Origin of the sequence: Streptomyces sp. R-07, from assembly GCF_049913175.1 — a bacterium.
Lineage (GTDB): Bacteria > Actinomycetota > Actinomycetes > Streptomycetales > Streptomycetaceae > Streptomyces.
In genome coordinates this window covers 4,058,133-4,081,444 of the sequence record NZ_CP183978.1, presented here as the reverse complement: position 1 = coordinate 4,081,444, position 23,312 = coordinate 4,058,133, and the positions used below count along the sequence as shown (strand labels likewise).

At 73.4% G+C, this 23,312-nt stretch carries 5 protein-coding genes; all 5 read right to left on the bottom strand.

Going from position 1 to position 23,312, the window contains the following annotated elements; genetic code table 11:
• Positions 1–2: 2 nt before the first annotated feature.
• The 5 genes from ACN9M0_RS18540 to ACN9M0_RS18520 all read right to left on the bottom strand — a co-directional run bounded on the left by ACN9M0_RS18540 (position 3) and on the right by ACN9M0_RS18520 (position 23,053).
• On the bottom strand, positions 3–1,325 hold the full coding sequence (locus tag ACN9M0_RS18540; RefSeq protein ID WP_399696261.1) for a diaminobutyrate--2-oxoglutarate transaminase: 1,323 nt from the start codon (positions 1,323–1,325) through the stop codon (positions 3–5).
• Positions 1,322–5,896 carry a non-ribosomal peptide synthetase gene (locus ACN9M0_RS18535; RefSeq protein ID WP_366037133.1) on the bottom strand — a complete coding sequence of 1,525 codons (4,575 nt, stop codon included), beginning with the start codon at positions 5,894–5,896 and terminating at the stop codon, positions 1,322–1,324. The genes ACN9M0_RS18540 and ACN9M0_RS18535 overlap by 4 nt, the downstream gene beginning before the upstream one ends.
• Positions 5,893–20,712: an amino acid adenylation domain-containing protein gene (locus tag ACN9M0_RS18530; RefSeq protein WP_426403911.1), complete on the bottom strand. Its 14,820-nt coding sequence runs from the start codon at positions 20,710–20,712 to the stop codon at positions 5,893–5,895. Before ACN9M0_RS18530 ends, ACN9M0_RS18535 begins: the two co-directional genes overlap by 4 nt.
• Positions 20,713–20,831: 119 nt before the next feature.
• Positions 20,832–22,199: a serine hydroxymethyltransferase gene (gene glyA / locus ACN9M0_RS18525; RefSeq protein WP_366037130.1), complete on the bottom strand. Its 1,368-nt coding sequence runs from the start codon at positions 22,197–22,199 to the stop codon at positions 20,832–20,834.
• A gap of 32 nt (positions 22,200–22,231) precedes the next feature.
• On the bottom strand, positions 22,232–23,053 hold the full coding sequence (locus ACN9M0_RS18520; protein WP_399696257.1) for a TauD/TfdA family dioxygenase: 822 nt from the start codon (positions 23,051–23,053) through the stop codon (positions 22,232–22,234).
• Positions 23,054–23,312 lie beyond the last annotated feature (259 nt).

The window sequence follows — 23,312 nt, the reverse complement described above, 5'->3', positions numbered from 1 at the left end:
CGTCAGTGGGCGAGCGCCGTGCGCAGGCCCTCGTGGATCAGCTCGCAGCCGTACCGGAGCACGTCGAGGTCCATGGTCAGAGCGGGCAGCAGCTTGAGGACGGCCTTGTCGCGGCCGGTGGACTCGACGATCAGGCCGCGCTCGAAGCACCAGGCGACGACCTCGTCGGCGGCCCGGCGGCCGCCCGCGTGGGTCAGGTCGATGCCGATCGCGTGGCCCTCGCTGCGGACCTCGACGCCGGGCAGCGGGTGGCTCTCCCAGAAGGTGCGGAGCAGTTCGGCGCCGTCCCGCTTCTGGTCCAGGAAGGCCTGGCTCTGCCACAGGTCGAGGGCGGCGCAGGCGGCGACGAACGCCAGCTGGTTGCCGCGGAAGGTGCCCGGGTGGTCACCGGCCTGCCAGGAGTCGAGGCCCTCGCGGATGAGCAGGATCGACATCGGCAGGCCCAGGCCGCCGATGGACTTCGAGACGGTGATCAGGTCGGGGACGACCCCGGCCTGCTCGAAGGAGAAGAAGCCGCCGGTGCGGCCGCAGCCGGCCTGGATCTCGTCGGCGATCAGCACGATGCCGTACCGGTCGCAGAGCTCGCGCAGGCGCCGCAGGTCGGCGTCGGGGATGCGGTAGACGCCGCCCTCCATCTGGACGACCTCGAGGATCACCGCGGCGGGCACGTCGACGCCGGACAGGTCGTCGCTCAGGTACTGCTCGAGGAGGTCCATGGTCGGGAAGTGGCCGCGCGGGCCGACCGGGAACGGCAGGTGGGTGACCTCGCCGAGGGCCGTGCCGGCCACCTTGCGCAGCGAGTTGTCCGCCGTCGCGGCGAGGCTGCCGCGGCTGACGCCGTGGTACGCGCCGGAGAAGGCGATCACCTGGGAGCGGCCGGTGTGCTTGCGGGCCAGCTTCAGCGCGGCCTCGACGGCGTCCGTACCGGTGGAGCCGCAGAACTGGACGCGGTGGTGCAGTCCGCGCGGCTCCAGGACCTCCCGGCCGAAGCGGTCCAGGAACTCGCGCTTGGCCGCCGTGTGGAAGTCCAGGGCGTGCAGCAGTCCGTCGCCCTGGAGGTAGGCGAGGACCTGGCGCTTGATGTGGTCGTGGTTGTGGCCGTAGTTGAGGGCGCCGGCGCCGGAGAAGAAGTCGACGTACTCCGTGCCGTCCTCGGCGACCAGGGTGGTGCCGTGCGCCGAGGCGAGCAGCGTGGGGAACGCCCGGCAGTACGAGCGGACGTTGGACTCTCGGGTCTCGAACACCTCGGTGGACGTGGCGAGAGCGGAAGGGGCGAGAGGGGAGGGGGCGAGAGTGGAGGTGGCGCGTTCTGCCATGACCGTCATCGGGAGTCTCCATTCGTGTGGGGCGAGAGCGGGAGCACCTGGCCGACGGTGGCGGCAGGTGTACGGGCGACGGCGGCGAGCAGCGCGAGGTAGTCGTCGAGCAGCCGCCGGGCGTCGGTGTCGGCGACGCGGTCGCCGTAGTACGACAGGGCGATACGGGGTTCGGCGTCGTCGGTGACGTCGAGGCGGAGCGAGAACTCGGTCTGGTTGCGGGTGCCGTCGCTCTCGGCGCCCTCCTGGACGCTCGCGGCCTGCTGGGCCTTGAGTGCCGAGGAGACCGGGTAGTTGGCGACGACGACGACCGAGTCGAACAGCGGTCCTTCGCCGGCTCCCATCCGCTGGAGCGTGCCGGTGGGGACCGAGGTGTGCTCGGCGCCCTCGACGCGGGCCAGCTGGAAGCGGTCGAACAGGGCGGTCAGGCTCTCGTCCCGGTCGACCTCCACCCGTACGGGCAGGGCGGCGATGAAGAGGCCGACCGCGCGCTCCAGGCCGTCGACGGCCCGGTCGCGGCCCGCCGAGACCACGCCGACCGTGACGTCGGCGCGCTCCAGGCGCGAGGCCGCGAGCAGCGACCAGCCGGCGCAGGCCAGGGTGGAGAAGGTGTGCCCGTGCTCGGCGGCCCGCTCGCGCAGCGCCTCGGCGACCGACGGGTCGAGCCGGCCGGCCACCCGGGCGAAGCGGGACGGGCCGAGGAGGCCCGGCTCCGCCGCGAGCCGGGACGGGAGGGCTCCGGCCAGCTGGTTCCGCCAGAAGGCGGCGTCCGCCTCCGGGTCGGTGTCCTCGGCGTCGAGCTCGGGGACCGGCGGGAGGCCGGCGTCCCGTCCTTCGAGGGCGGCGACGTAGAGCGCGAGGAGTTCGTCGAGCAGCACCAGGTTCGACCAGCCGTCGGCCAGCAGATAGCTCTGGATCTGGCCCAGCCACCAGGTCGACTGCCCGCGCACCAGCCACACCCGCCACAGGGGCGGCTCGGTCACGTCGAAGGGCGTGGCCCGCTCGGCCTCCAGGAGGGCGATCAGCTCGTCGGCGACCGTGGCCGGGTCGCGGTCGCTCCAGTCGAGGACCTCGATGACCGGGGCGAGCTCGTCGGCGACGACCGGGGTCCAGGCGCCGTCGCCGTCGCGCCGGAAGCCGGTGCGCAGGGCGGGGTGGCGGTCGCCGAGCGCCTGCCAGGCGGCCCGGAAGCCGTCCGGGTCGATCTCGAAGGGCAGCTCGGTGGTGGACTGCATCTGGTACAGGCCCGGCACCCAGGAGCTCTCCAGGACGTCCAGCATGTGCTGCTGGCTGGGCGTCACCGTCGGCCCCTCGGGGCGGGCGGTCCGGGCGGGCCCGGCGGCCGGGGCCGCCTCCCGCTCCTCGATCGCCTTCGCGAGCGACTCGATCGTCTGGTGGGCGAACACCATGCGCGGGGTCATCTCCAGACCCGCGCGGCGGGCCGCGCTGACCATGCGGATGACGGCGATGGAGTTGCCGCCCAGGGTGAAGAAGCCGATGTCGACCGGGACGTCCTCGCGGCCGAGCGCCTCGCGCCACAGCTCCACCAGGGCCCGCTCGGTGTCGGTGCCCGCGGCCCGCCCGGTGAGGGCGGCGACCGTGGGCGCCGGCAGCTCGCGGCGGTTGATCTTGCCGTTGTGGGTCAGCGGGAAGGCGTCCATGCGGACGAACGAGGCGGGCACCATGTGCTGGGGCAGCCGCTCCGCCAGCTGTCGCTTGAGCTCGGCGTCCTCGGGGACCTCCCCGCCGGTCGGCGCGACCAGGTAGGCGACGAGGGTCTTCGCGCCGTCGCGCGGGCCGTGCGCCGCGACCAGGCAGGAGCCGCCGCCGATGACCTCCCGCAGGGCCGCCTCGATCTCACCGGTCTCCACCCGGTAGCCGTTGATCTTGATCTGGAAGTCGATGCGCCCGAGCAGCTCCAGGTTGCCGTCCGGCATCCAGCGGGCACGGTCGCCCGTGCGGTACATCCGCGCCCCGGGCAGCGGGCTGAACGGGTCCGGCAGGAACTTCTCGCCGGTCAGCCGGGCCCGGTTGTGGTAGCCCCAGCCGACCCCGACACCGCCGAGGTACAGCTCGCCGGGGACGCCGACGGGCATCGGCGACAGCGAGGCGTCGAGGACGTACGAGGTCTGGTTGGCCATCGGGACGCCGTACGGGATGCTCCGCTGCTCCGGCAGGACCTCGCCGATCAGGTGGATCGTCGAGTCCATGGAGACCTCGGTGGCGCCGCCCATGCTGACCAGCTGCGCCGACTCGACGAGCTGGGCCGCGCCGCGCTGCGGGAGGGCCAGCGGGATCCAGTCGCCGCCGAGCAGCACGAGCCGGATCGGCAGCCGCTCGCCGCCGCGTACCTCTGTCTCCTCGACGAGCAGGCCGAACAGCGCGGGGACCGAGTGCCACACGGTGACGGACTCGCGCTCGATCGTCTCGATCCAGCGGTGCGGGGAGCGCTCGTCCTCGGGCGTCGGGAAGACCACGGTCGCACCGGCCATGAGCGTGCCGAACACGTCGTACGCGCTCATGTCGAAGGCGAGCGCCGAGACGCCGAAGACCTTGTCGCCGGGACCGACGAGGAAGCGCCGGTTGAAGTCGGTGAAGTTGTTGACGCGGCCCCGGTGGTCGAGCAGCACGCCCTTGGGCAGACCGGTCGAGCCCGAGGTGTAGATCAGGTACAGCAGGTCGTCCGGGCGGACCTCGCGCTCCGGCCGGGTCGCGGGGAAGTCCCCCGCGGAGGCCGGGTCGACGGCGGTGACGCCGTCGCCGGCGAGCCGCTCGTCGCGGGTGACGACCAGGCGGGCGCCGGAGTCCGCCAGCATCCACTGGAGGCGCTCGGCCGGGTAGCCCGGGTCGAGCGGCACATAGCCCGCGCCCGCCTTGGCGATGGCGAGCTGGGTGACGACCAGGTCGATGCCGCGCTCCAGGCAGACGCCGACGCGCTCGTGGCGGCCCGCGCCCCGCTCCAGGAGCAGGTGGGCGAGGCGGTTGGCGCGGGCGTCGAGTTCGGCGTAGCCGACCGCCTCCTCGCCGCAGACCACGGCGGCGGCGTCCGGTTCCACGTCCGCCCACTGCTCGAACAGGCCGTGCGCGGTGGCGTCCGCGGGGTACTCCTCCCCCGTGCGGTTCCACTCGTCGACGACGAGCTCCCACTCGGCCGGGGTGAGCAGGTCCGCGTTGTCCACGTGGACGTCCGGGGTCTCGCACAGGGCGGTGAGCAGCCGCCGGTAGTGGCCGAGCAGGCGTTCGGCGGCGCCGGCGTCGATCACCGACTCGTCGAACTCCAGCGACACCATGACCTCGTCGTCCGTCACCGCGCAGGACAGGTCCAGCGGGAACTTGGCGGTGCCGGAGTGCAGATGGGTCGGGGTCAGCGACAGGTCCCGCAGCCGCATCTCGTGGGCGGGGCCGTTGTTGAAGACGAACATGGCCTCGAAGAGCGGGCTCTCGGCCAGGGTCCGCTGCGGCGCGACCTTGTCGACGAGGACGTCGAAGGGGATCTGGTGCTCCTGCGCCCACAGCGACTCGCGGGTGACCCCGGCGAGCACGTCGCCCAGGCTGCCGGCGCCGGCGGACAGGTCGGCGACCACGGGAACGGTGTTCGCGAAGTAGCCGACCAGTCGCTCGGTCTGCCGGTTCCGGTTGGCCATGACCGTGCCGATGGCGAACCGGGAGGTGCCCGTGTACCGGTTCAGGAGCACCGCGAAGGCGGTGAGCATCACGTTGAACACGGTCGTGCGGTGCGCCTCGGCGGTGCGCTGGAGCTCGCGGCCGAACTGCCCGTCCCACTGGCAGCGGATGCGCCGCCCGGTGCGGGCCGTGCCCCGGTCGCCGCTCGCCGACAGGCCGAGCGGCTGGGCCCAGGCCAGCTGCTCGCGCCACTGCGCGACCAGCCAGTTGTAGTCCGCGGGCTCCTGGGCCCGCTCGTGGACGGCCGCGTCGGCGTAGTCGATGCCGAGCTCGGGCAGCCGGGGCGAGCGGCCCTCGCGGGCCGCGTCGTACAGCTCCGCGAGGTCCTCCAGGAGGACGCCCACCGACCAGGCGTCGGTCGCGATGTGGTGCACGACCAGCGCGAGGAGGTGGTCGTCGGCGGCGATCCGGAACAGCCGGCCGTGCATCACGGGCCCGGCGGCCAGGTCGATCGGCCGGGCCGCCTCGCGCTGCGCGGCGGCCATCGCGGCCTCCTCGCCGGCGGTCTCCTCGACCGGCAGCGGCACCGGCGCGGCCGGCCGGACGACCTGCTCCAGGCCGCCGTCCGGCAGCTGCCGGTAGACGGTCCGCAGGACGGAGTGGCGGGCGACGAGCCCGTCGAGCGCGGCGCCCAGCGCGGTGACGTCGAGCGCCCCGCGCAGCCGCACGCCGTACGGCACGTTGTACAGCGGGCGGCCGTCCGCGAGGGACTCGGCGACCCACAGCTGCTCCTGGCCTCGGGAGAGCAGGACGGTTCCCGCGGGGTCGCGGCGGCGGATGGTGCGCGCCGCCGCCCGCTGCTTGCCGCGGGCAAGCAGCAGCTTGGCCATCAGCTCCCGCTTGGCCGGGGAGAGGCCCTTGACGGCCTCCTGCCCGGTACTGACTTCGCCGATCACGCGTCCCTCTCCTCTCCGGCCGCGAGCAGCTCGCGGGCCTGGTCGTCGGTCACTCCGTCGAGCAGCACCTCGAGTTCGAGGAGCTCGGCCTCGCTCAGCCCGGCCATCTGGAGCTCCTCCAGGGCCTGTGCGACACCGCGCACGGTGGGCTGCTCGAAGACGGTGCGCAGCGGCAGTTCGATGTCCGTCTGCGCGGCCAGTTCGGCCACCAGCCGGGTGGCGAGCAGCGAGTGGCCGCCCAGGGTGAAGAAGTCGTCGAGCGCGCCGACCGCCGGGGTGCCGAGCAGCTCCTCGAAGACCGAGGCCACGAGCCGCTCGGTCGGGCCGGACAGCGCCTCGAAGCGCTGCCGGACCCGCTCGACGGTGACGTCCGTGCGCTGGAGCGCGGCCCGGTCCACCTTGCCGTTGGCGTTGCGCGGCAGCCGGTCGGCGAAGACGTAGCCGGTGGGGACCATGTAGCGCGGCAGGCGGGTGCCGAGCGCGGCGGCCAGGACGGCCGGGTCGTGCTCGGTGCCGACCACGCAGGCGACCAGGGTGGGTTCGCCGTCGCAGTCGCGCAGGACGACCGCCGCCTCCCGTACGGCCGGCAGCTCGCACAGCGCCGTCTCGACCTCGCCGGCCTCGATGCGGAAGCCACGGATCTTGAGCTGGTCGTCGAGGCGGCCGAGGAACTCGAGCCGGCCGTCGGCGTGCAGCCTCACCCGGTCGCCGGTGCGGTAGAGCCGGGCGCCCGGGACCGTCGCGTACGGGTCGGGGACGAAGCGGTCCGCGGTGGCCTTCGGGTCGCCGAGGTAGCCGCGGCCGACCACCGGGCCGCCGATGGCGAGCTCGCCCGGCACGCCGAACGGCACGCGCCGTCCCTGCGCGTCGAGTACGTACGAGGTCACACCGGCGACGGGGCTGCCGAGCGGGACCGGGCGGTCCGTCGGCGGCGGCGTGGACAGCACCGCGAGGTGGGTGTCGTCCGAGCACTCCGCGGGGCCGTAGGCGTTGACCATCGGGATCCCGGGGAAGCGGCGCAGCCAGTCCGCCGCGAGGTCCGGCGGCAGCGCCTCGCCCGTGGCGATCAGGAACCTGAGGCTCGCCAGGTCGCCGCCCGCCGCGTGGTCGAGCAGCGCCCTGATCATGCCGGGCACCAGCTGGAGGACGGTGACACCGCGCTCCCGGACGAGGGCGAGCAGCGCCTCGGCGTCCCGGCTGGTGGCGTCGGGGCTGACCACCGTGGTCGCTCCGCGGGTCACCGCGACGAGCATCTGCCAGACGGAGATGTCGAAGGACTGCGAGGCGGTCTGGGCGACGACGTCGCCCGAGGACAGCTCCAGGTCGTGGGCCATCAGCTCCAGGTGGCCCAGGAGGCCGGCCTGTTCGATCTCCACGCCCTTGGGCTCACCGGTCGTGCCGGAGGTGAAGATGACGTACGCGCGCCGGGACGGGTGCGAGCCGGTGGCGTGGAGCGGACGGTCCGCCGTGGCGGAGTCGTCGAGGACGAGGTGGCTGCCGCGGGCCCGGCCGGCGGCGAGCAGGGCGGCGATGCGGTCCGCCTGCTCGTCGTCGGTGACCGCGACGACCTCGCCGAGCCGGTCGAGGATCGTGGCGATCCGCCGGTCCGGTACGGCCGGGGAGACCGGCACGTAGGTGGCGCCGGCCGCGCCGCAGGCGAGGGCGGCGGCGATGTGCCGGGCGGAGCGGTCGGCGCAGACGACGACGGCCGGCTCGGGGCCGGTGGCCGCCGCGGTCAGCCGCTCGGCGAGGGCCGCGACGCGGTCCCGCAGTTCGCGGTAGGTCCAGACGGTGGTGCCGTCGATGACGGCGGGGGCGTCCGGGGTGTGCCGCGCCCAGTGTTCGAGCGCTTCGGCGGTGGTCTCCGTCGTGAGGGCGGCCGGTCCGGCGCTCAGGGCGTCCTGGGCGGCGGCCTCGGCGGCCGAGCGCAGTTCGAGGTCGGCCACGGCCCGCGTCGGGGCGGCGGTGATGCTGGCGAGCAGGGCCTCGAAGTGGTCAAGGAGCTGCTCTCCGGTCTCGGCGTCGAACAGGTCGGCGTTGAGTTCCAGGGTGGCGTGCAGGCCGTCCTTCTCCTCGGCCAGGTCGAGGCTGAGGTCGAACTTGGCGGTGGCCTCCGGGGCGTGCAGCCGCTCCAGCCTGAGGTCGCCGAGGTCGATCTCCGAGTAGGGCGCGTTGTGCAGGGTGAACATGACCTGGAAGAGCGGGCTCATGCTCAGGTCGCGGTTGGGCTGGAGCGCGTCCACGACCCGGTCGAAGGGGACGTCCTGGTTGGCGTAGGCCGCCAGGGTCGTCGAGCGGACGCGTTCGAGGAGCTCGGTGAAGGACTCCTCCGCGGAGAGCTTGTTGCGGAAGACGATCGTGTTCACGAAGAACCCGACCACGTCCTCGATCTCGACCGAGCGGGTGCCCACCGGGGTGGCGACGGCGATGTCCGCCGCGCCGCTGTAGCGGTGCAGCTGGGCGTTGAAGGCCGCGAGGAGGGTCATGAACAGGGTCGCGTTGTGCTCGCGGCCCACGTTCCGCACCCCGTTGACCAGTTCGGCGTCGAGGATCCGGCGGAGGGTCAGGCCGCGGTTGGTCATCGCCGCGGGCCTCGGCCGCTGTGCGGGGAACTCCAGCACGGGCGCCGGCTCGGCCAGCGTCTCGCACCAGAAGTCCAGCTGGGCCTGGTAGTCGCCGCCCTCGACCCGGTCGCGCTGCCAGCTCGACCAGTCGGCGTACTGGACCTCCAGCTCGGGCAGCGGGGAGGCCGTGCCCTGGCGTCGTGCCTGGTACAGGGCCGCGAAGTCGCGGACCACGATCTGCAGGCCCCAGCCGTCGGCGACGACGTGGTGCACGGTGAGGACGAAGACGTGGTCCTCGTCGGAGAGCCGGATCAGGGTGGCCTGCTCCAGCGGCGCCTGGGCCAGGTCGAAGCGGTGCCGCGCGGCTTCCTCGACGAGCTGCCACATGCGCTGCTCGACGTCCTCCGCGGGCTCGTCGCTCAGGTCGACGAGCGTGAGCGGCATGGTGACCTCGCCGGCCGGCTCGACGATCTGGCCGACGCGGCCGTCGTCCATGACGATCCGGGTGCGGAGCACCTCGTGCCGGGCGACCAGCTCGTCGAGGGTGGCGGCCAGCGCGTCGGTGTCCAGCGGGCCGCGCATCCGCACGACCGTCGGGCTGTTGTAGGCGCCGGTGTCGCCCTCCAGCTGGTCGAGCACCCAGAGGCGTTCCTGGCCGTACGAGGCGGGCAGGACGCCGGTGCGGGGCAGGGCGACGACCGGTGCGGTGACGGCGGTGCCGCCGGCGACGCCGTCGATGTGCGCGGCGAGGTCCCGCACGGTCTGCTTCTCGAAGAGGGTGCGCAGGGCGATCTCGCAGCCGAAGACCCGGCGGATCCGGGACACGACCTGGGTCGCCATCAGCGAGTGCCCGCCGAGGTTGAAGAAGTTGTCCTCGGGGCCGACCTGGTGGGCGCCGAGCACGTCCTGCCAGAGGCCGGCGACCAGTTCCTCGGTGGGCGTCAGCGGGGTGCGCGGTCCGTCCTCGTGGACGCCGGTGGCGGCGGAGGGCTCGGGCAGCGCCGCCCGGTCGATCTTGCGGTTGGGCGTGAGCGGGAAGGCGTCGAGCGCGACGACGGACGCCGGGACCATGTAGTCCGGCAGCCGCTTGCGGACGTACCCCTTCAGCTCGTTGCCGGCCACCTTCTGGCCGGGCCTGGCCACCACGTAGGCGACGAGCGCGGTCTCACCGCTCGCGTCGGCGCGGGCCATGACGAGGGCGTCCTGGACCTCCGGCGCGGAGCAGATGACGTGCTGCACCTCGTCGGTCTCGACGCGGTAGCCGCGGATCTTCACCTGGTTGTCGGCGCGGCCGAGCGGGGTGACGGAGCCGTCGGCGAGGTAGCGGCCGAGGTCGCCGGTGCGGTACATGCGGTCCTCGTCGGACGCGCCGAACGGGTTGCGCACGAACTTGGCGGTGTTGAGCTGCTCGTCGGCGTAGCCGAGCGAGAGGTGCGGGGAGCGGATGACGATCTCGCCCGGTTCCCCGACGCCGGCCTGCTGACCCGCCTCGTTGAGGACGAGGAGCTGGACGTCCTTCATGCCGCGGCCGAGGGGGTACGTGACGCCCGGGTCGGTCTCGGCGACGCCGTGCTCCGCGGGGACCACGTAGTAGCCGACGGCGCGCTGCGTCTCGGTGGAGCCGTACAGGTTGACGCAGGTCGCCGAGCCCGCCATGCGGGTGATGGCGCGTACGTCACGGCTGGTCAGCGTGTCGCCGAGGAAGAACACCCGCTCCAGGAGCGGCAGCGTGCCCGGGGCGACCGACAGCTGGTCGAACAGCCGCGCCATCGGGGGCGTCATGTGGCTGACCGACACCTGGGCCGTACGGAACCACTGGGCCAGCCGGCCCGGGGTCTCGACGTCGAGGCGGTCGGGCACGCAGATCGTGGCGCCCGTGACCAGCGGCGTGAACACCTCGCGGTGCAGCGGGTCGTGGCTGATGCCGGAGAGCAGGCTGTAGCGGTCGGTCTCGCGGAGCCCGAAGGTCTCCACCATCCACGGCACGAAGTGGGTCAGGGACCCGTGCGCGCCCCGGATGCCCTTCGGCTTGCCGGTGGAACCCGAGGTGAACGCGATGTACGCGCAGTCCCGCGGGCCCACCTGGACCGCCTCGGCCGGTTCGGCGCCCTGCGGCACCAGGTGCCGGGCGTCCGAGAGGCGGGACGGCAGCTCGAAGCGGCAGCGGAGGGAGAGCGCCTGGAGCGCGGTGTCCACCGCGAGCGGCACGGCACCGGCCCCCTCCAGCTGGAGGAAGGCGCTCGGGCGGGCCACCGCCAGGCAGTCGGCGATGCGGTCGGCCGGGTAGCTCGGGTCGAGGATGGCGAACGAGGCGCCGGCCCGCATCACGGACAGGATCGCCCAGACCAGGGAGGCGCTGCGCTCGCCGTAGATGGCGACCACGTCTCCCTTGGCGATGCCCTGCTGGTTCAGCAGGCCGGACATGGCGGCCGTCGCCCAGGCGAGGTCGCCGTAGGTGAGCTCCTGGCCCGGCTCGCTGATCGCGATCCGCTGGGGCTCACGGGCGGCCCGCCGCTCGAACTGCTCGACCACCGACCCGTACCAGGTGGTGTCCAGCGGTGCGGCCGGGTCGGGCAGCTCGCGACGCGCCTGCGGCGTGTCGAGGCGCAGCGCGTCGATCGGGCTGCCGCTGTCGGCGACGGCCTGCTCGATGACCCGGATCCACTGGGCGAGCAGCTCCCGCGTCGTGGCCTCGTCGAAGCGCTCGCCGGCGTACATCAGGTCCAGCGAGAGGCCGGGACCGGCGGGGTCGACGTAGAAGGTCAGGTCGAACTTCGCGCCCAGGTCGGGGACGGCGAAGGTGTCGACCTCGATGCCCGGCAGCTCGGACGGGCGCGGCGGGATGTTGAGCAGGTTCAGGTAGACCTGGAAGAGCGGCGTGGTGTTCAGATCGCGCTCGGGGGCCAGCTTGCCGACCAGCGTCTCGAACGGCACGTCCTGGTGCTCGTACGCGTCGAGGGTGGTCGTGCGGACCCGGTCGAGCAGCTCGGCGAAGGTCGGGTCGCCCGACAGGTCGGCGCGCAGCACCAGCGAGTTGATGAAGAAGCCGATCAGGTCCTCCACCTCGCGGTGACGGCGGCCCGCGATGGGCACGCCGATCGCGAAGTCGCGCTGGCCGGCCAGGCGTCCCAGGGTGAGCTGGAGGGTGGCCGCGAGCACCATGAACAGGGTCGCGCCGGACTCGGCGGCGAGCCGCTCCATCGCCTCGCGCAGCTCCGGTGTGACGGCCGCCCGCACCCGGTGGCTCCCCTCGTCGTCCGCCGGGGCGGAGCCGCCGCGGGCGATCGGGAGGGTCAGCGAGGGCAGCGCGTCGAGCTGCTCGCACCAGTACGCGACGGAGGCGTCGAGCGCGCCGGAGTCCAGCTGGTGACGCTGCCAGCGCGAGAACTGCTCGTACGTGACCGGGAGCGGCGCCAGCGGGGCGGCGGGCTCGTGGCCGGTCTCCTCCGCGTAGAAGTGCGTGAGGTCCCGCTTGAGGATCTCCATCGACCAGCCGTCGCCGACGATGTGGTGCAGCGTCAGGACGAGCACGGCGTCGTCGCGGCCGAGGTCGAGGAGCCGGACCCGCAGCAGCGGTCCCGCCGACAGGTCCATCGGCTCGGCGGCCTCGCGGTCCACCAGGGCGAGGGCCTCGGACACCCGCTCCTCGGCGGTGACGCCGGTCAGCGCGGTGCGCGACAGGGTGACGTCGGCGCGGTCGAGGACGGACTGCGTCAGGACGCCGTCCCGGTGGGCGACGACCGTGCGCAGCGTGGTGTGCCGGTCGACCAGACGGCTGACGGCCCGCTGGAGCGCGGCCTCGTCGAGGGCGCCGGTGAGCCGGATCGCGCCGGCCAGGTGGTAGCGGCCGGTGAGGGCGTTCTGGCCGGAGCCGTTCTCGATCTCCTCCAGGAGCCAGAGGCGTTCCTGCATCACCGACAGCGGCGCGTCGCCGCCGTCGGCGGCGTGGGCCGCGATCCCGCCGGAGGTGTCCCGGGCGGCGGCGCCGTCGCACAGGGCGGCGTAGTCGCGCAGCACGGGCGCCTCGAACAGGGCGCGCAGCGGGACCTCGCGGCCCAGCTCCTCGCCCACCTGCGAGGTGATCACGGTGGCGAGCAGGGAGTGGCCGCCGATGGTGAAGAAGTCGTCGCCGGCGCCGACCGCGTCGACGTCGAGGACCTGGGCCCACACCCGGGCGACGGTGCGCTCGGTCTCCGTCTCCGGCTCGGCGAAGTCGGCGTGCGCGAAGTCGGCGCGACGCGGCCGGCCGAGCCGGCTCGGGTCGATCTTGCCGCCGGGCAGGCGGGGCAGTTCCGTACGGGCCACGAAGGCGGCCGGGACCATGTGCGGCGGCAGCTCGGCCGCGCACAGCTTCGCGAGCGCCTGCGGGGTCAGCTCCGGGTCGGCGGTCTCGACGTGGGCCACCAGGACGCCGTCGACGCCCCGGACCACGGCCTGGGTCACCCCGGCCAGGGCGAGCAGCACCGACTCGATCTCGGCGGGCTCGACGCGGTAGCCGCGCAGCTTGATCTGGCTGTCGCTGCGGCCGCGGTAGTCGAGGGTTCCGTCGGCGCGCAGCCGGACGAGGTCACCCGTGCGGTACATGCGGGCGCCGGGGACGGCGGAGAACGGGTCGGGCAGGAAGTGCCCGGCGGTCAGCGCGGGCCGGCCGTGGTAGCCGAGGGCCAGACCGGCGCCGCCGGCGTACAGCTCGCCGACCGCTCCGGCGACCACCGGCCGCAGGTCCGCGTCCAGGACGTACGCCGTGCCGCCCGGCAGGACCGCGCCCAGCGAGGCGGGCTGCCCCGGCTCCAGGACGGCGGCCGTGATGGCGACGGTGCACTCGGTGGGGCCGTACGCGTTGACGAAGCGCCGGCCCGGCTGCCACCGCTCGACCAGCTCGGCGCGGCAGGCCTCGCCGCCCGACACCAGGGTCTTCAGGAGCGGCAGTTCACGGACGGGCAGGGAGGCGATCACCGACGGCGGCAGCAGGCAGACGCTGATGGCGCGCTCGGCCAGGACGTCGGCCAGTGCCTCGCCGACGAGGGCGTGCTCACGGCCGGCGACGCACAGGGTGCCGCCCGCCGCGAGGGTGGAGAAGATCTCCCAGACGGAGGCGTCGAAGCTCAGGCTCGCGAACTGGAGCATGCGCGAGCCGGCGTCGATCCCGAAGACACCCGCCTGGGCCGCCGTGAGGTTGGCGAGCGAGCGGTGGGACACGAGGACGCCCTTGGGGCGGCCGGTGGAGCCCGAGGTGTACAGCAGGTACGCGGGAGCGTCCGGGTCGGCCTGCGGCAGCGCCACCGGCTCGGCCGGGGCCTCGCGCAGCGCCTCCTCCACGAGTTCGCGGGTCACCAGACCGCGCGCCCCCGAGTCGGCGAGCATGAAGTCCTTGCGCTCGGCCGGGTAGGCGGGGTCGACCGGCAGGTACGCCGCTCCGCAGCGCTGCGCCGCGAGGACCGCGACGACCGCCTCGACGGACGGCTCGACGGCCACGGCGACGACGTCACCGGGGCGCACGGCGAACCGGTGGGCGATCACCCCGGCGACCTGCTCGACCCGGGTGCGCAGCTCGCCGTAGGTCAGCGCGCTGTCGGCGCCTTCCAGGGCGATCGCGTGGGGACGGCTGTCGGCGGCGCGCTCGAACTGCGCCCAGAACGTGTCGGGGTACTGCTCCGCGCCGGTCCCGGCCGGCCAGTGGCCGAGGGTCGCGGCCGCCGAGGGGGTCTCGACGCGCTCGTCCGGCCGCTGCCCCATCGCGCGGGCCGTCTCGGCGAAGAGCCGGGCGACGAGCTGCGCGGTCTCGGGCCGGAAGAGGTCCGAGTTGAACTCCAGCCAGCCCGTCAGCGGGCCGCCGTCGTCGGTGATCTCGAAGGTCAGGTCGGTCTTGGCGGTGCCCGTGTAGAGCGGGGCGGTCTCGACGCGCAGGCCGGGCAGGGCCGGCGAGGGCAGGGCGCCGCTGCGGACGTCGAGGATCGCCTGGAAGAGCGGGCTGCGGCTGGGGTCGCGGTCCTGGCCGCTCGCCTCCACGATCGCGGAGAACGGCACCCACTTGTGCGGCATCGCCTCCAGGGTGGTGGCGCGGGCCCGGTCGACGAGCTCGCGGCCGGTGGCGCCGCCGGGCGCCTCGAAGCAGAGCGGGACGGTGTTCACGAAGAAGCCGACGACGTCGTCGTAGGCGCCGTCGCCCGGGCGGTTGGCGTCGGGGACGCCGACGACCACCCGCTCCTGGCCGGTCAGCCGGGAGAGCGTCGAGGACATGCAGGCGGCCAGCGTCATGAACACGGTCGCCCGCTGGTCACGGGCGAGCGCGCGCAGCAGGTCCGAGTCGGCCTGGCTCAGCGTCAGCGGGACGCGCGCGCCGTCGAAGGTCTGCACGGCCGGGCGGGGCCGGTCGAAGGGCAGGTCGAGGGCGAGCGGAGCGCCGGCGAGGTGCCCGGCCCAGAAGGCCAGACCCTGCTGTCCCTCGGCCGATTCGAGCCGGACGCCCTCGTCGAGGGCCCACCGGGCGTACGGGTGGACGACCGCGGGCGGCTCGCCGGCACCGGTGCCGGCGCCGTGCGCGTACAGCTCGGCCAGCTCGCCGGCGATGACCTCCATCGAGCGGCCGTCGGAGACGATGTGGTGGAAGGCCAGGAGCAGGGCGTGCTCGTCGGGACCGAACTCCACCAGGGCGGCGCGCATCAGCGGCGGCGTGTCGAGGTCGAAGAGCTGTCGTACGTGCTCGCCGACGAGCCCGGAGAGCTCCGCCTCGCGGCGGGCGGGCGCGACCGACGTCCGGTCGAGGACTTCGAAGGGGCAGTTCAGGCCGGTGTGCACGAAGGGCACGGGCCGGCCGCCCTCGTCCTTGAAGCCGGTACGCAGCGCCGGGTGCCGCTCGACGATCGCGTCGAGCGCGCCGCGCAGGACGTCCCGGTCGAGCTCGCCGTACAGCCGGAGCAGACCCGGCACGACGTAGGCGCGGGAGCCCGGGGCGAACTTCTCCAGGAACCACAGGCGGCGCTGGCCCAGCGACAGGGCGGGCTCGACCTCGGCCGCGGCGTCCGCCTCGGTCTCGGTCGCCACCGGCTCCGCGGCGGCCAGTTCGGCGATCCGCGCCGCCTGGGCGCGGACGGTGACGGACTCGAAGAACATCCGCAGCGGCGGCTGGACGCCGAACTCCCGGCGCACCCGGGTGTTCAGGTCGGCGGCGCGCAGCGAGTGACCGCCGAGCGCGAAGAAGTCCTCGTCGGGACCGACCCCGGCGACTTCGAGCACCTGGCACCAGAGGGCGGCGAGCCTGCTCTCGAGCGGCGACATGTCCGCCGCCCCGGCCGAGCGGGACACGTCGAGCGCCAGCTCGCGCAGGGCGTGCGCGTCCACCTTGCCGTTCGAGGTGAGCGGGATGGCGTCCAGGACGAGGAGACGGCTGGGGACCATGTAGCTGGGCAGCTCGCGGTTGAGCCAGTCGCGCAGCCCGTCGGTGCCGACGCCCGCGCCGGTGACGGCGGCGATCAGTTCGGTCTCGCCCGCGCCGCGGGTGGCGACCACGGCCGCCTCGGCGACGTCGGGGTGCCGGCGCAGCGCGACGTCGACCTCGCCGAGCTCGATGCGGTAGCCGCGCACCTTGACCTGCTGGTCGGCGCGGCCGACGTAGCGCAGCTCGCCGTCGGCGGAGCGGCGCACCAGGTCGCCGGTGGCGTACAGGCGGCGGCCCGGCTCGGTGGCGAACGGGTCCGGGACGAAGCGCTCGGCGGTCTTGCGGGGCTCCGACGCGTAGCCGCGTCCGACGCCGATGCCGCCGATGTACGCCTCGCCGACGACGCCGTCGGCGACGGGCCGCAGCTCGGCGTCGAGGACGTGGACGACCGCGTCGGTCATGTCGGCGCCGATGGACACGTCCCGGGCGCGGGAGACCCGGCCCGACTCGGGGCCGAGGTGGGCGACGGTGGAGCACACCGTGGTCTCGGTGGTGCCCCAGCGGTTGTACAGGCCGACGTGGGCGCGGTCGGCCGCGAACCACTGGGCGAGCTTGTCGGGGTGCGCGGCCTCGCCGCCGATGAGGATCGAGCGGAGCGCCGGCGGCACCGGGACCCCGGACTCCAGGGCGGTGACGAGGACGTGGAAGAAGGCCGTGGGGATGTCGAGCAGGGTGAGCCGCTGCTCCGCGCACCAGGCCCAGAACCGCTCGGGCGAACCGAGCACGGACTCGTCGCGCAGCACCAGGGCGGCGCCCCGGGTCCACGCGGAGAAGATCTCCTCCAGGCACGGGTCGAAGGTGAGCGGCGCGAACTGCAGCACCCGGTCGCCCTCGGCGACGTCGAAGGCGTCGAGGAAGGACAGCAGGTAGCTGACGAGGGAGCGGTGCTCGATCTGCACGCCCTTGGGGCGGCCGGTCGAGCCCGAGGTGAAGATGACGTACGCGAGGTTGTCGCCGGTGACGGCGAGCGCGGGGCGGTCCTCGGGCAGGTCCGTGCCGGACTCCTCGTCGACGCGGGTCGCCTCGCCCAGGGAGGCCGCGAGCGCGGCCGTCGCGCCGTGGCAGAGGATCCGCGCGCACCGGGCGTCGCCGACCATGTCGGCGAGACGGGACTGCGGAAGCGTCGGGTCCAGGGGGACGAACGCGGCCCCGGACTTCATGACCGCGAGCATCGCGACGATCAGCTCGGGGGAGCGCTCCAGGCACAGGCCGATGGTCTGCTCGGGCCGCAGGCCGTCCTGCCGCAGCCGGTGCGCGAGACGGTTCGCCGCGGCTTCCACCTGGGCGTACGTCAGCTCCTCGGCGCCGGCCACGAGGGCGGTCGCGTCGGGGATGCGGTCGGCCGTCGCCTCGAACAGCTCGTGGACGGAGGTGACGCCCGGCAGGGTGCGGGCCGGGACGTCGGCCCGGGTGAGGGACTCGGTGGCGCCGGCCAGCCGCAGCGCGGAGACCGGGGACCCGCCGTGGACGACGATCTGCTGGAGCAGCTCCAGGAACTGCTGTCCCAGCTGCCCGGCGAGGGCCTCGTCGAAGCGGTCCGCGCGGACCAGCATGTGCGCGAGCAGGCCGCCGTCGGCCGGGATCGCGTGCAGGGTGATGTCGAACTGGGTGGCCAGCTCTCCGGCCGGGAACGGCTCCAGGGTGAGGTCGCCGAGGACCGCGGCGGTGCTGCCCGCGCCGAAGAGGACCGAGGTGACGTCGTCGGCGATCGCGTTGTGCGGCCGCTCGAAGACGACCGCCGTGTTGATCGCGGCCGAGGTGTTGCCCTGGGCGCGCAGCAGCTCGACGAGCCGGCTGACCGGGAAGTGCTGGTGACCGAGCGACTGGCGCAGCTGCCGTCCGGTGCTGCGGATCAGCTCGGCGACGGTCGCGTGGGCGCCGGGCTCGGCGCGGACCGGGATGGTGTTGGCGAAGTAGCCGAGGGTGTTGCGGAAGCGGGCCTGCGGGCGGCCGGCCGTGGTGGCGCCGACGACGAAGTCACGCGCGCCGCTGTGCGCGGCGACGAGGACCTCGAAGGCCGCCATCAGGACCGAGAAGACCGTCGTGTCGCTGTCGCCGGCGACCTTCTCGAGCGCGGCGAGCAGCTCGGCGTCCACCGTCACCCGGTGGCCGGCGATGCCCTGGTCCGGCCGCGGCACCTCCCGTACCGGAAGCGTCGGCGCCTGGACGTCACCGGCGAGGAGGTCCAGCCAGTACCGCTCGTCGGCCTGCCACTGCGGGGAACGCTCGTAGTCCTGCTGCCAGCGGACGAACTCCTCGTAGCCGACGGCCGCCGGAAGCTCGGGGGTGCGCTCGTGCAGCAGGTCGCCGTAGACGGTCGTCAGCTCGTCGAGCAGGGTCACCACCGACCAGAAGTCCGTGATGGCGTGGTGCTGCGCGAGCACCAGGACCGGTGCGCCGCAGCCGGTGAACAGCTTCGCGCGGGCGACGTCGCCGTGCTCGATGTCGAAGGGGTCGAGGGCGCACGCGTCGACGCGGGCCCGGAGCACCTGCTCCGTCTCGCCCGTCAGGTCGACGACGTCGAGCTCGAAGGGGACGGCGGGGTCGACGATCTGCACGCGCCGGCTGCCGTCGGTGCCGAAGCCGGCGGTGAGGATGGGGTGACGGGTGCCGATGTGACGCACGGCGGCGGCAAGGACACCGGCGTCGACCGGCTCCGACAGCCGGACGGCGACGGAGACGTTCTGCCGGCAGTCCGGGCCTTCGAGGTCCCGCATGAACAGCAGCGACTGCTGACCCGCGGACAGCGGTACGGCTCCGCCGCGCTGCCCGGACGTCTGCCCGGCCGGCGCCTCGGGCGCGGACTCCAGGCACTCCTCGACCGCGACCGCGACCTCGCGCAGGCTCACCGGCTGGAGCAGCAGGCCCGGGTCGGTGACGACACCGAGCTGCTCCTCGATGCGGAAGGCGAGGTCGACCGCGGCCAGCGAGTCGAGGTCCAGGTCGGCGACCATCGTGGCGGGCGCGTCGCCCTCACCCCGGCCGACCACGCTCAGGGCGCGCTCGATCGCGTCGACGCGCTCCTCGCGGGCCAGCGCGAGGAGTTCGGTGCGCGACGGCAGGCTGAGCTGACGGCGCTCGCCGCGGGACGCGGCGGTGGTGGAGCGGCGGAAGACCTCGCCCTCGACCTGCCCGGCGAGGTACGCCGTGCGGCCGGCCAGGCGCTGGATCTTGCCGCTGGAGGTCTTGGCCAGGCTGCGGGCGGCGAGCAGCACCACGTCGTGCAGGGCGATGCCGTGCTCCTGCTGGACGGCCGCGGCGATCGCGTCGGCGATCCCGGGCAGTTCCTCCTCGGCGGTGCCGGCGGCGACCTCGTGCAGGACCACGCACTCCTCGCCGTCCCCGGTCTCCACCGAGAACGCCGCGCCGCAGCCGGGGCGGGCCCGGGTCGAGGCCGCGAGGGCGGTCTCCTCCAGGTCGTGCGCGTACAGGTTGCGGCCGCGGACGACCATCATCTCCTTGAGGCGGCCGGTGACGAAGATCTGCTCGTCCAGGACGAAGCCGAGGTCGCCGGTGCGCAGGTACGGCTTCGGGTCGTCCGCGAGGCGGGCGCCGAAGGTCGCCTCGGTCGCGGCCTCGTCCTCCCAGTAGCCGGAGGCGACGGAGGCGCCGCGCACCCACAGCTCGCCGACCGTGCCGGGCGCGACGCGCGCGCCGGACTCCGGGTCGACGACGGCGAGTTCGTGGCGGTCCGCGACGAGGCCGGAGGAGACCAGGTGGTCGCCGTCCGCGCGCGCCTCGGCGCGGCCCTGCTCCAGGGCGGCGCGGTCGAGGCGGATGCTGTGCGCGCCGTTGCCGCGGCCGCTGCCCGCGACGAACAGGGTGGCCTCGGCGAGGCCGTAGCAGGGCAGCAGCGCGGACCGGTCGAAGCCGCTGACGGCGAAGGCGTCGGCGAAGCGCTCCAGGGTGCGGTTGCGGACCGGCTCGGCACCGCAGAAGGCGACCCGCCAGGACGACAGGTCGAGGTTCTCCCGCTCGGCGGGGGTGCTCTTGTTGACGCAGAGGTCGAAGGCGAAGTTCGGGCCGCCGCTGACGGTCGCGCCACGGCTGGAGATGGCCTCCAGCCAGCGCATCGGCCGGCGCATGAACTCGAGGGGAGACATCAGGACGTTGGACAGGCCGGACAGCATCGGCTGGAGGACACCGCCCAGCAGACCCATGTCGTGGTAGAAGGGCAGCCACGAGGCGACGATGTCGCCGTCGCGGAGGCCGAAGGCGCCGGCGCTCGCGGAGCCGTTGGACAGCAGGTTCCCGTGGGTCACCACGACACCGCGCGGGGTGCCGGTGGAGCCGGACGTGTACTGGAGCAGGGCGACCGTGTCGGGGGCGACGGCCGGCATGCGCCAGTCGTCGGCGCCCTCCAGCATCGCCTCCTCGGTGACGATCCAGGGCAGCCGGGCCACCTCGGGCGCGTGCTGCTCGAACAGCTCACCGGTGAAGGTCTTGATCAGGCTGTCCGTGAGGACGATCTCGGCGCGGGAGCTCTGGACCACCGCGCGCAGCCGGGGCAGCGTACGGGCGACGCGCATCGGGTCCGGCGGGTAGACCGGGACGGCGACCATGCCGGCGTACAGGGTGGCCACGAAGCCCACGACGAAGTGCTCGCCCGGCGGGTAGAGCAGCATGACCCGCGCGCCCGGCTTCGCCCGCTCCTGGAGCGAGACGGCTATCGCCCGCGCACGCCTGTCGATCTCGAGCATGCTGAGCTTCGTGTCGACGCCACCGGCGTCGGCGAGGAATTCGTAGCTTGCGTCGGCACCGCGTTCGGAGACGTTGCGGCGGATGACATCAACGACAGAATTGTTTGCGTACATAGACCGTTCTCACATCGGCTGGAGTTTCGGAGCCCGGACGGGGCGGAGTGGCCCCTGAGGGCACACCGCGGGGGCGGGCCGGCGTCATGGGGGTGCGCCGGCCCGCCGGGGAATCGCGGTCAGTAGCCGGCGACCGGCCGGCGGTGGCAGATGGTGCGGACCCGCTCCTGGACACGCGCGCGCAGTGCGGGGTCGAGGGCGTAGGTGTTGTTGGACGTGTTCTGGACGTCGGTCAGCACCTCGTGGACGAGCTCCGCGACCTCCGCGACGTCGGACTCGTCGAAACCGCGGGCCGCCATGCTGTTGCTGCCGAACCGCACGCCCGAGGTGACGAAGGCGGAGTGCGCGTCGCCGACGATCCGGTTCTTGTTGACGAGGACGCCGCACTGCTCCAGCGCCTTCTCGGCGTTCACACCGGTGACGCCGTACGACGTGAGGACGTCGGCCACGACGATGTGGTTGTCGGTTCCACCGGAGATCACCCGCACTCCGCGGGCCATGAGCTGCTCGGCGAGCGAGGCCGCGAGGTCGCGCACCCGGTGGATCCGGGCGGTGAACTCCGGCGTGGTCGCGGCGCCCAGGGCGTAGGCCTTGGCGGCGATGCTGTTGACCACCGGAGCGCCCTGGATCAGCGGGAACAGCCCGCTGTTCAGGGTCTGCTGGAGCGTACGGCCGCTGGGGAGCACCATGTCGGCCGAGTCGCCGAGCATGATCAGGCCGCCGCGCGGGCCGTAGAGCTGCTTGTGCGTGCAGGTGGTCACGACATGGGCGTGGGCCAGCGGCGAGGGGTGCAGCCCGGCCACCACGAGACCGGCGATGTGGGTGATGTCGGCGAGCAGGTACGCGCCCACCTCGTCGGCGATGGCGCGGAACGCGGCCCAGTCGAGCGTACGGGGGTAGGCGGTGGTGCCCGCGATGATCAGCTTCGGCCGGTGCGCGAGCGCCTGGGCGCGGACCTCCGCGTAGTCGATCAGCCCGTCGGCCCCGAGGCCGTAGCTGTGCGCCTCGAAGATCTTGCCCGAGAGGTTGACCTTGGCACCGTGGCTGAGGTGGCCGCCGGCGTCCAGGTCGAGGCCCAGGATCGGGTCGCCCGGCTGCAGGAGCGAGTTCATGACGACCTGGTTGGCGGTGCTCGCCGAGTGGGGCTGGACGTTCGCGTAGCGGGCGCCGAAGGCCTGCTTGGCGCGCTCGACCGCGAGGTTCTCGACCTTGTCGACGTTCACGCAGCCGGCGTGGAACCTGCGGCCGGGGTAGCCCTCGGCCGTGACGTTGGCGAAGAAGCTTCCCTCGGCGAGCAGGGCCGCGGGGTTCACCGGGCTGCACGAGGCGACCAGGGCGAGGGTCTCGCGCTGCCGGTGCAGCTCGTCGTCGAGGAGCCCGTACAGGGCCGGGTCTCCGAGCTCCATCGCGTGCAGGGCGTTCTCGTAGAAGGCCGAGAGCGGGGCGGTCGGAGGAGTGAGCGTGGGCAGACCGACGGCTTGGGTCATGGGGCCGCATCCAAACTGTGAGGGGTGGGGGGTCAGAAGTTCGGCGTCGAGAGCATCGCCGCGACCTTGCGGTCGGGGTCCTCGAAGCCGCGCCGGCCGTGCATCACGCGCTTGTTGTCGATCATGACGATGTCGCCGGCCTCCCACTGGAGGTCGACCCGCACCTCCTCGGTGGCGTCGAGCGCGTCCCAGCGGCAGTGCTGCGGGATGGTCGACCCGTCCTCGAAGGACACGAGGGCGCCCGAGCCGAGGTAGCTGTTGCACAGCGTGGGCGCGTCGACGTAAGGGGCCTGGGGGACCGCGGAGACGGTCCACTTCCAGTTGAGGTTGCCGGCCTCGTCGAAGTCGTACTCGAAGTCGTCGAAGGTGGCGAACAGCGCCTCCAGCTCGGCGCGGTCGGCCGTGCCGAACACGCGCTCCTGGTGCTCGGGGGCGGTCGGGAACGGCAGGCGCCAGGTCAGCCGCAGCCTGTCGAACAGCTCGCGGGTCTCCGGGGCCAGCCGCTTGTACGCCTCGACGCCGTCGTAGACGGTCGTCTCACCGTCCTCGTCGGCCGGCCGCACGCAGTAGAACCACTGGAGGCCGGGGTGCAGCGGGCAGTAGCTCATCTCGGAGTGCGCCGGAATGGGATTCCGGTGCGCGTCGACGAGGAGCACAGCGCCGTCGTCGGAGATCGTCTCCCGGTTCGGGTTCTGGTGGAAGAAGAGCTTCGACGAGAACTTCTGGACGAGACCGCGGAAGTCGTCGGCGGTGGCGCCGAACCCACGGAACATCAGCGTGCCGTGCTGCTTGAAGAGTTCGGCGATCTCGGAGTGCGGGAGTTCGGCGAGGGGGAGATCTGCGCTTTCGATCACCAGACCGTGGTGATCAGAAAGGGGAGAGGTTTTGAAGGGGGTTATCGCCATGAGAATTCCTACTTAGGAGAGGCCCTGACATTCGATCACGAACATGACGCTAGACGGGCGTTCATACGGTCGGCAATAACGGGATCCTGGACTGATCCGGTCATTGCAGAGGGTGTCCAATTCCGTCCACGGGACGTCGTGCGCGGTGTCCCCGGAACAGGTGTCACGGCTTTCGGGGGCGTGTGCTCCCGCCGTCCTGCCGCGAGCA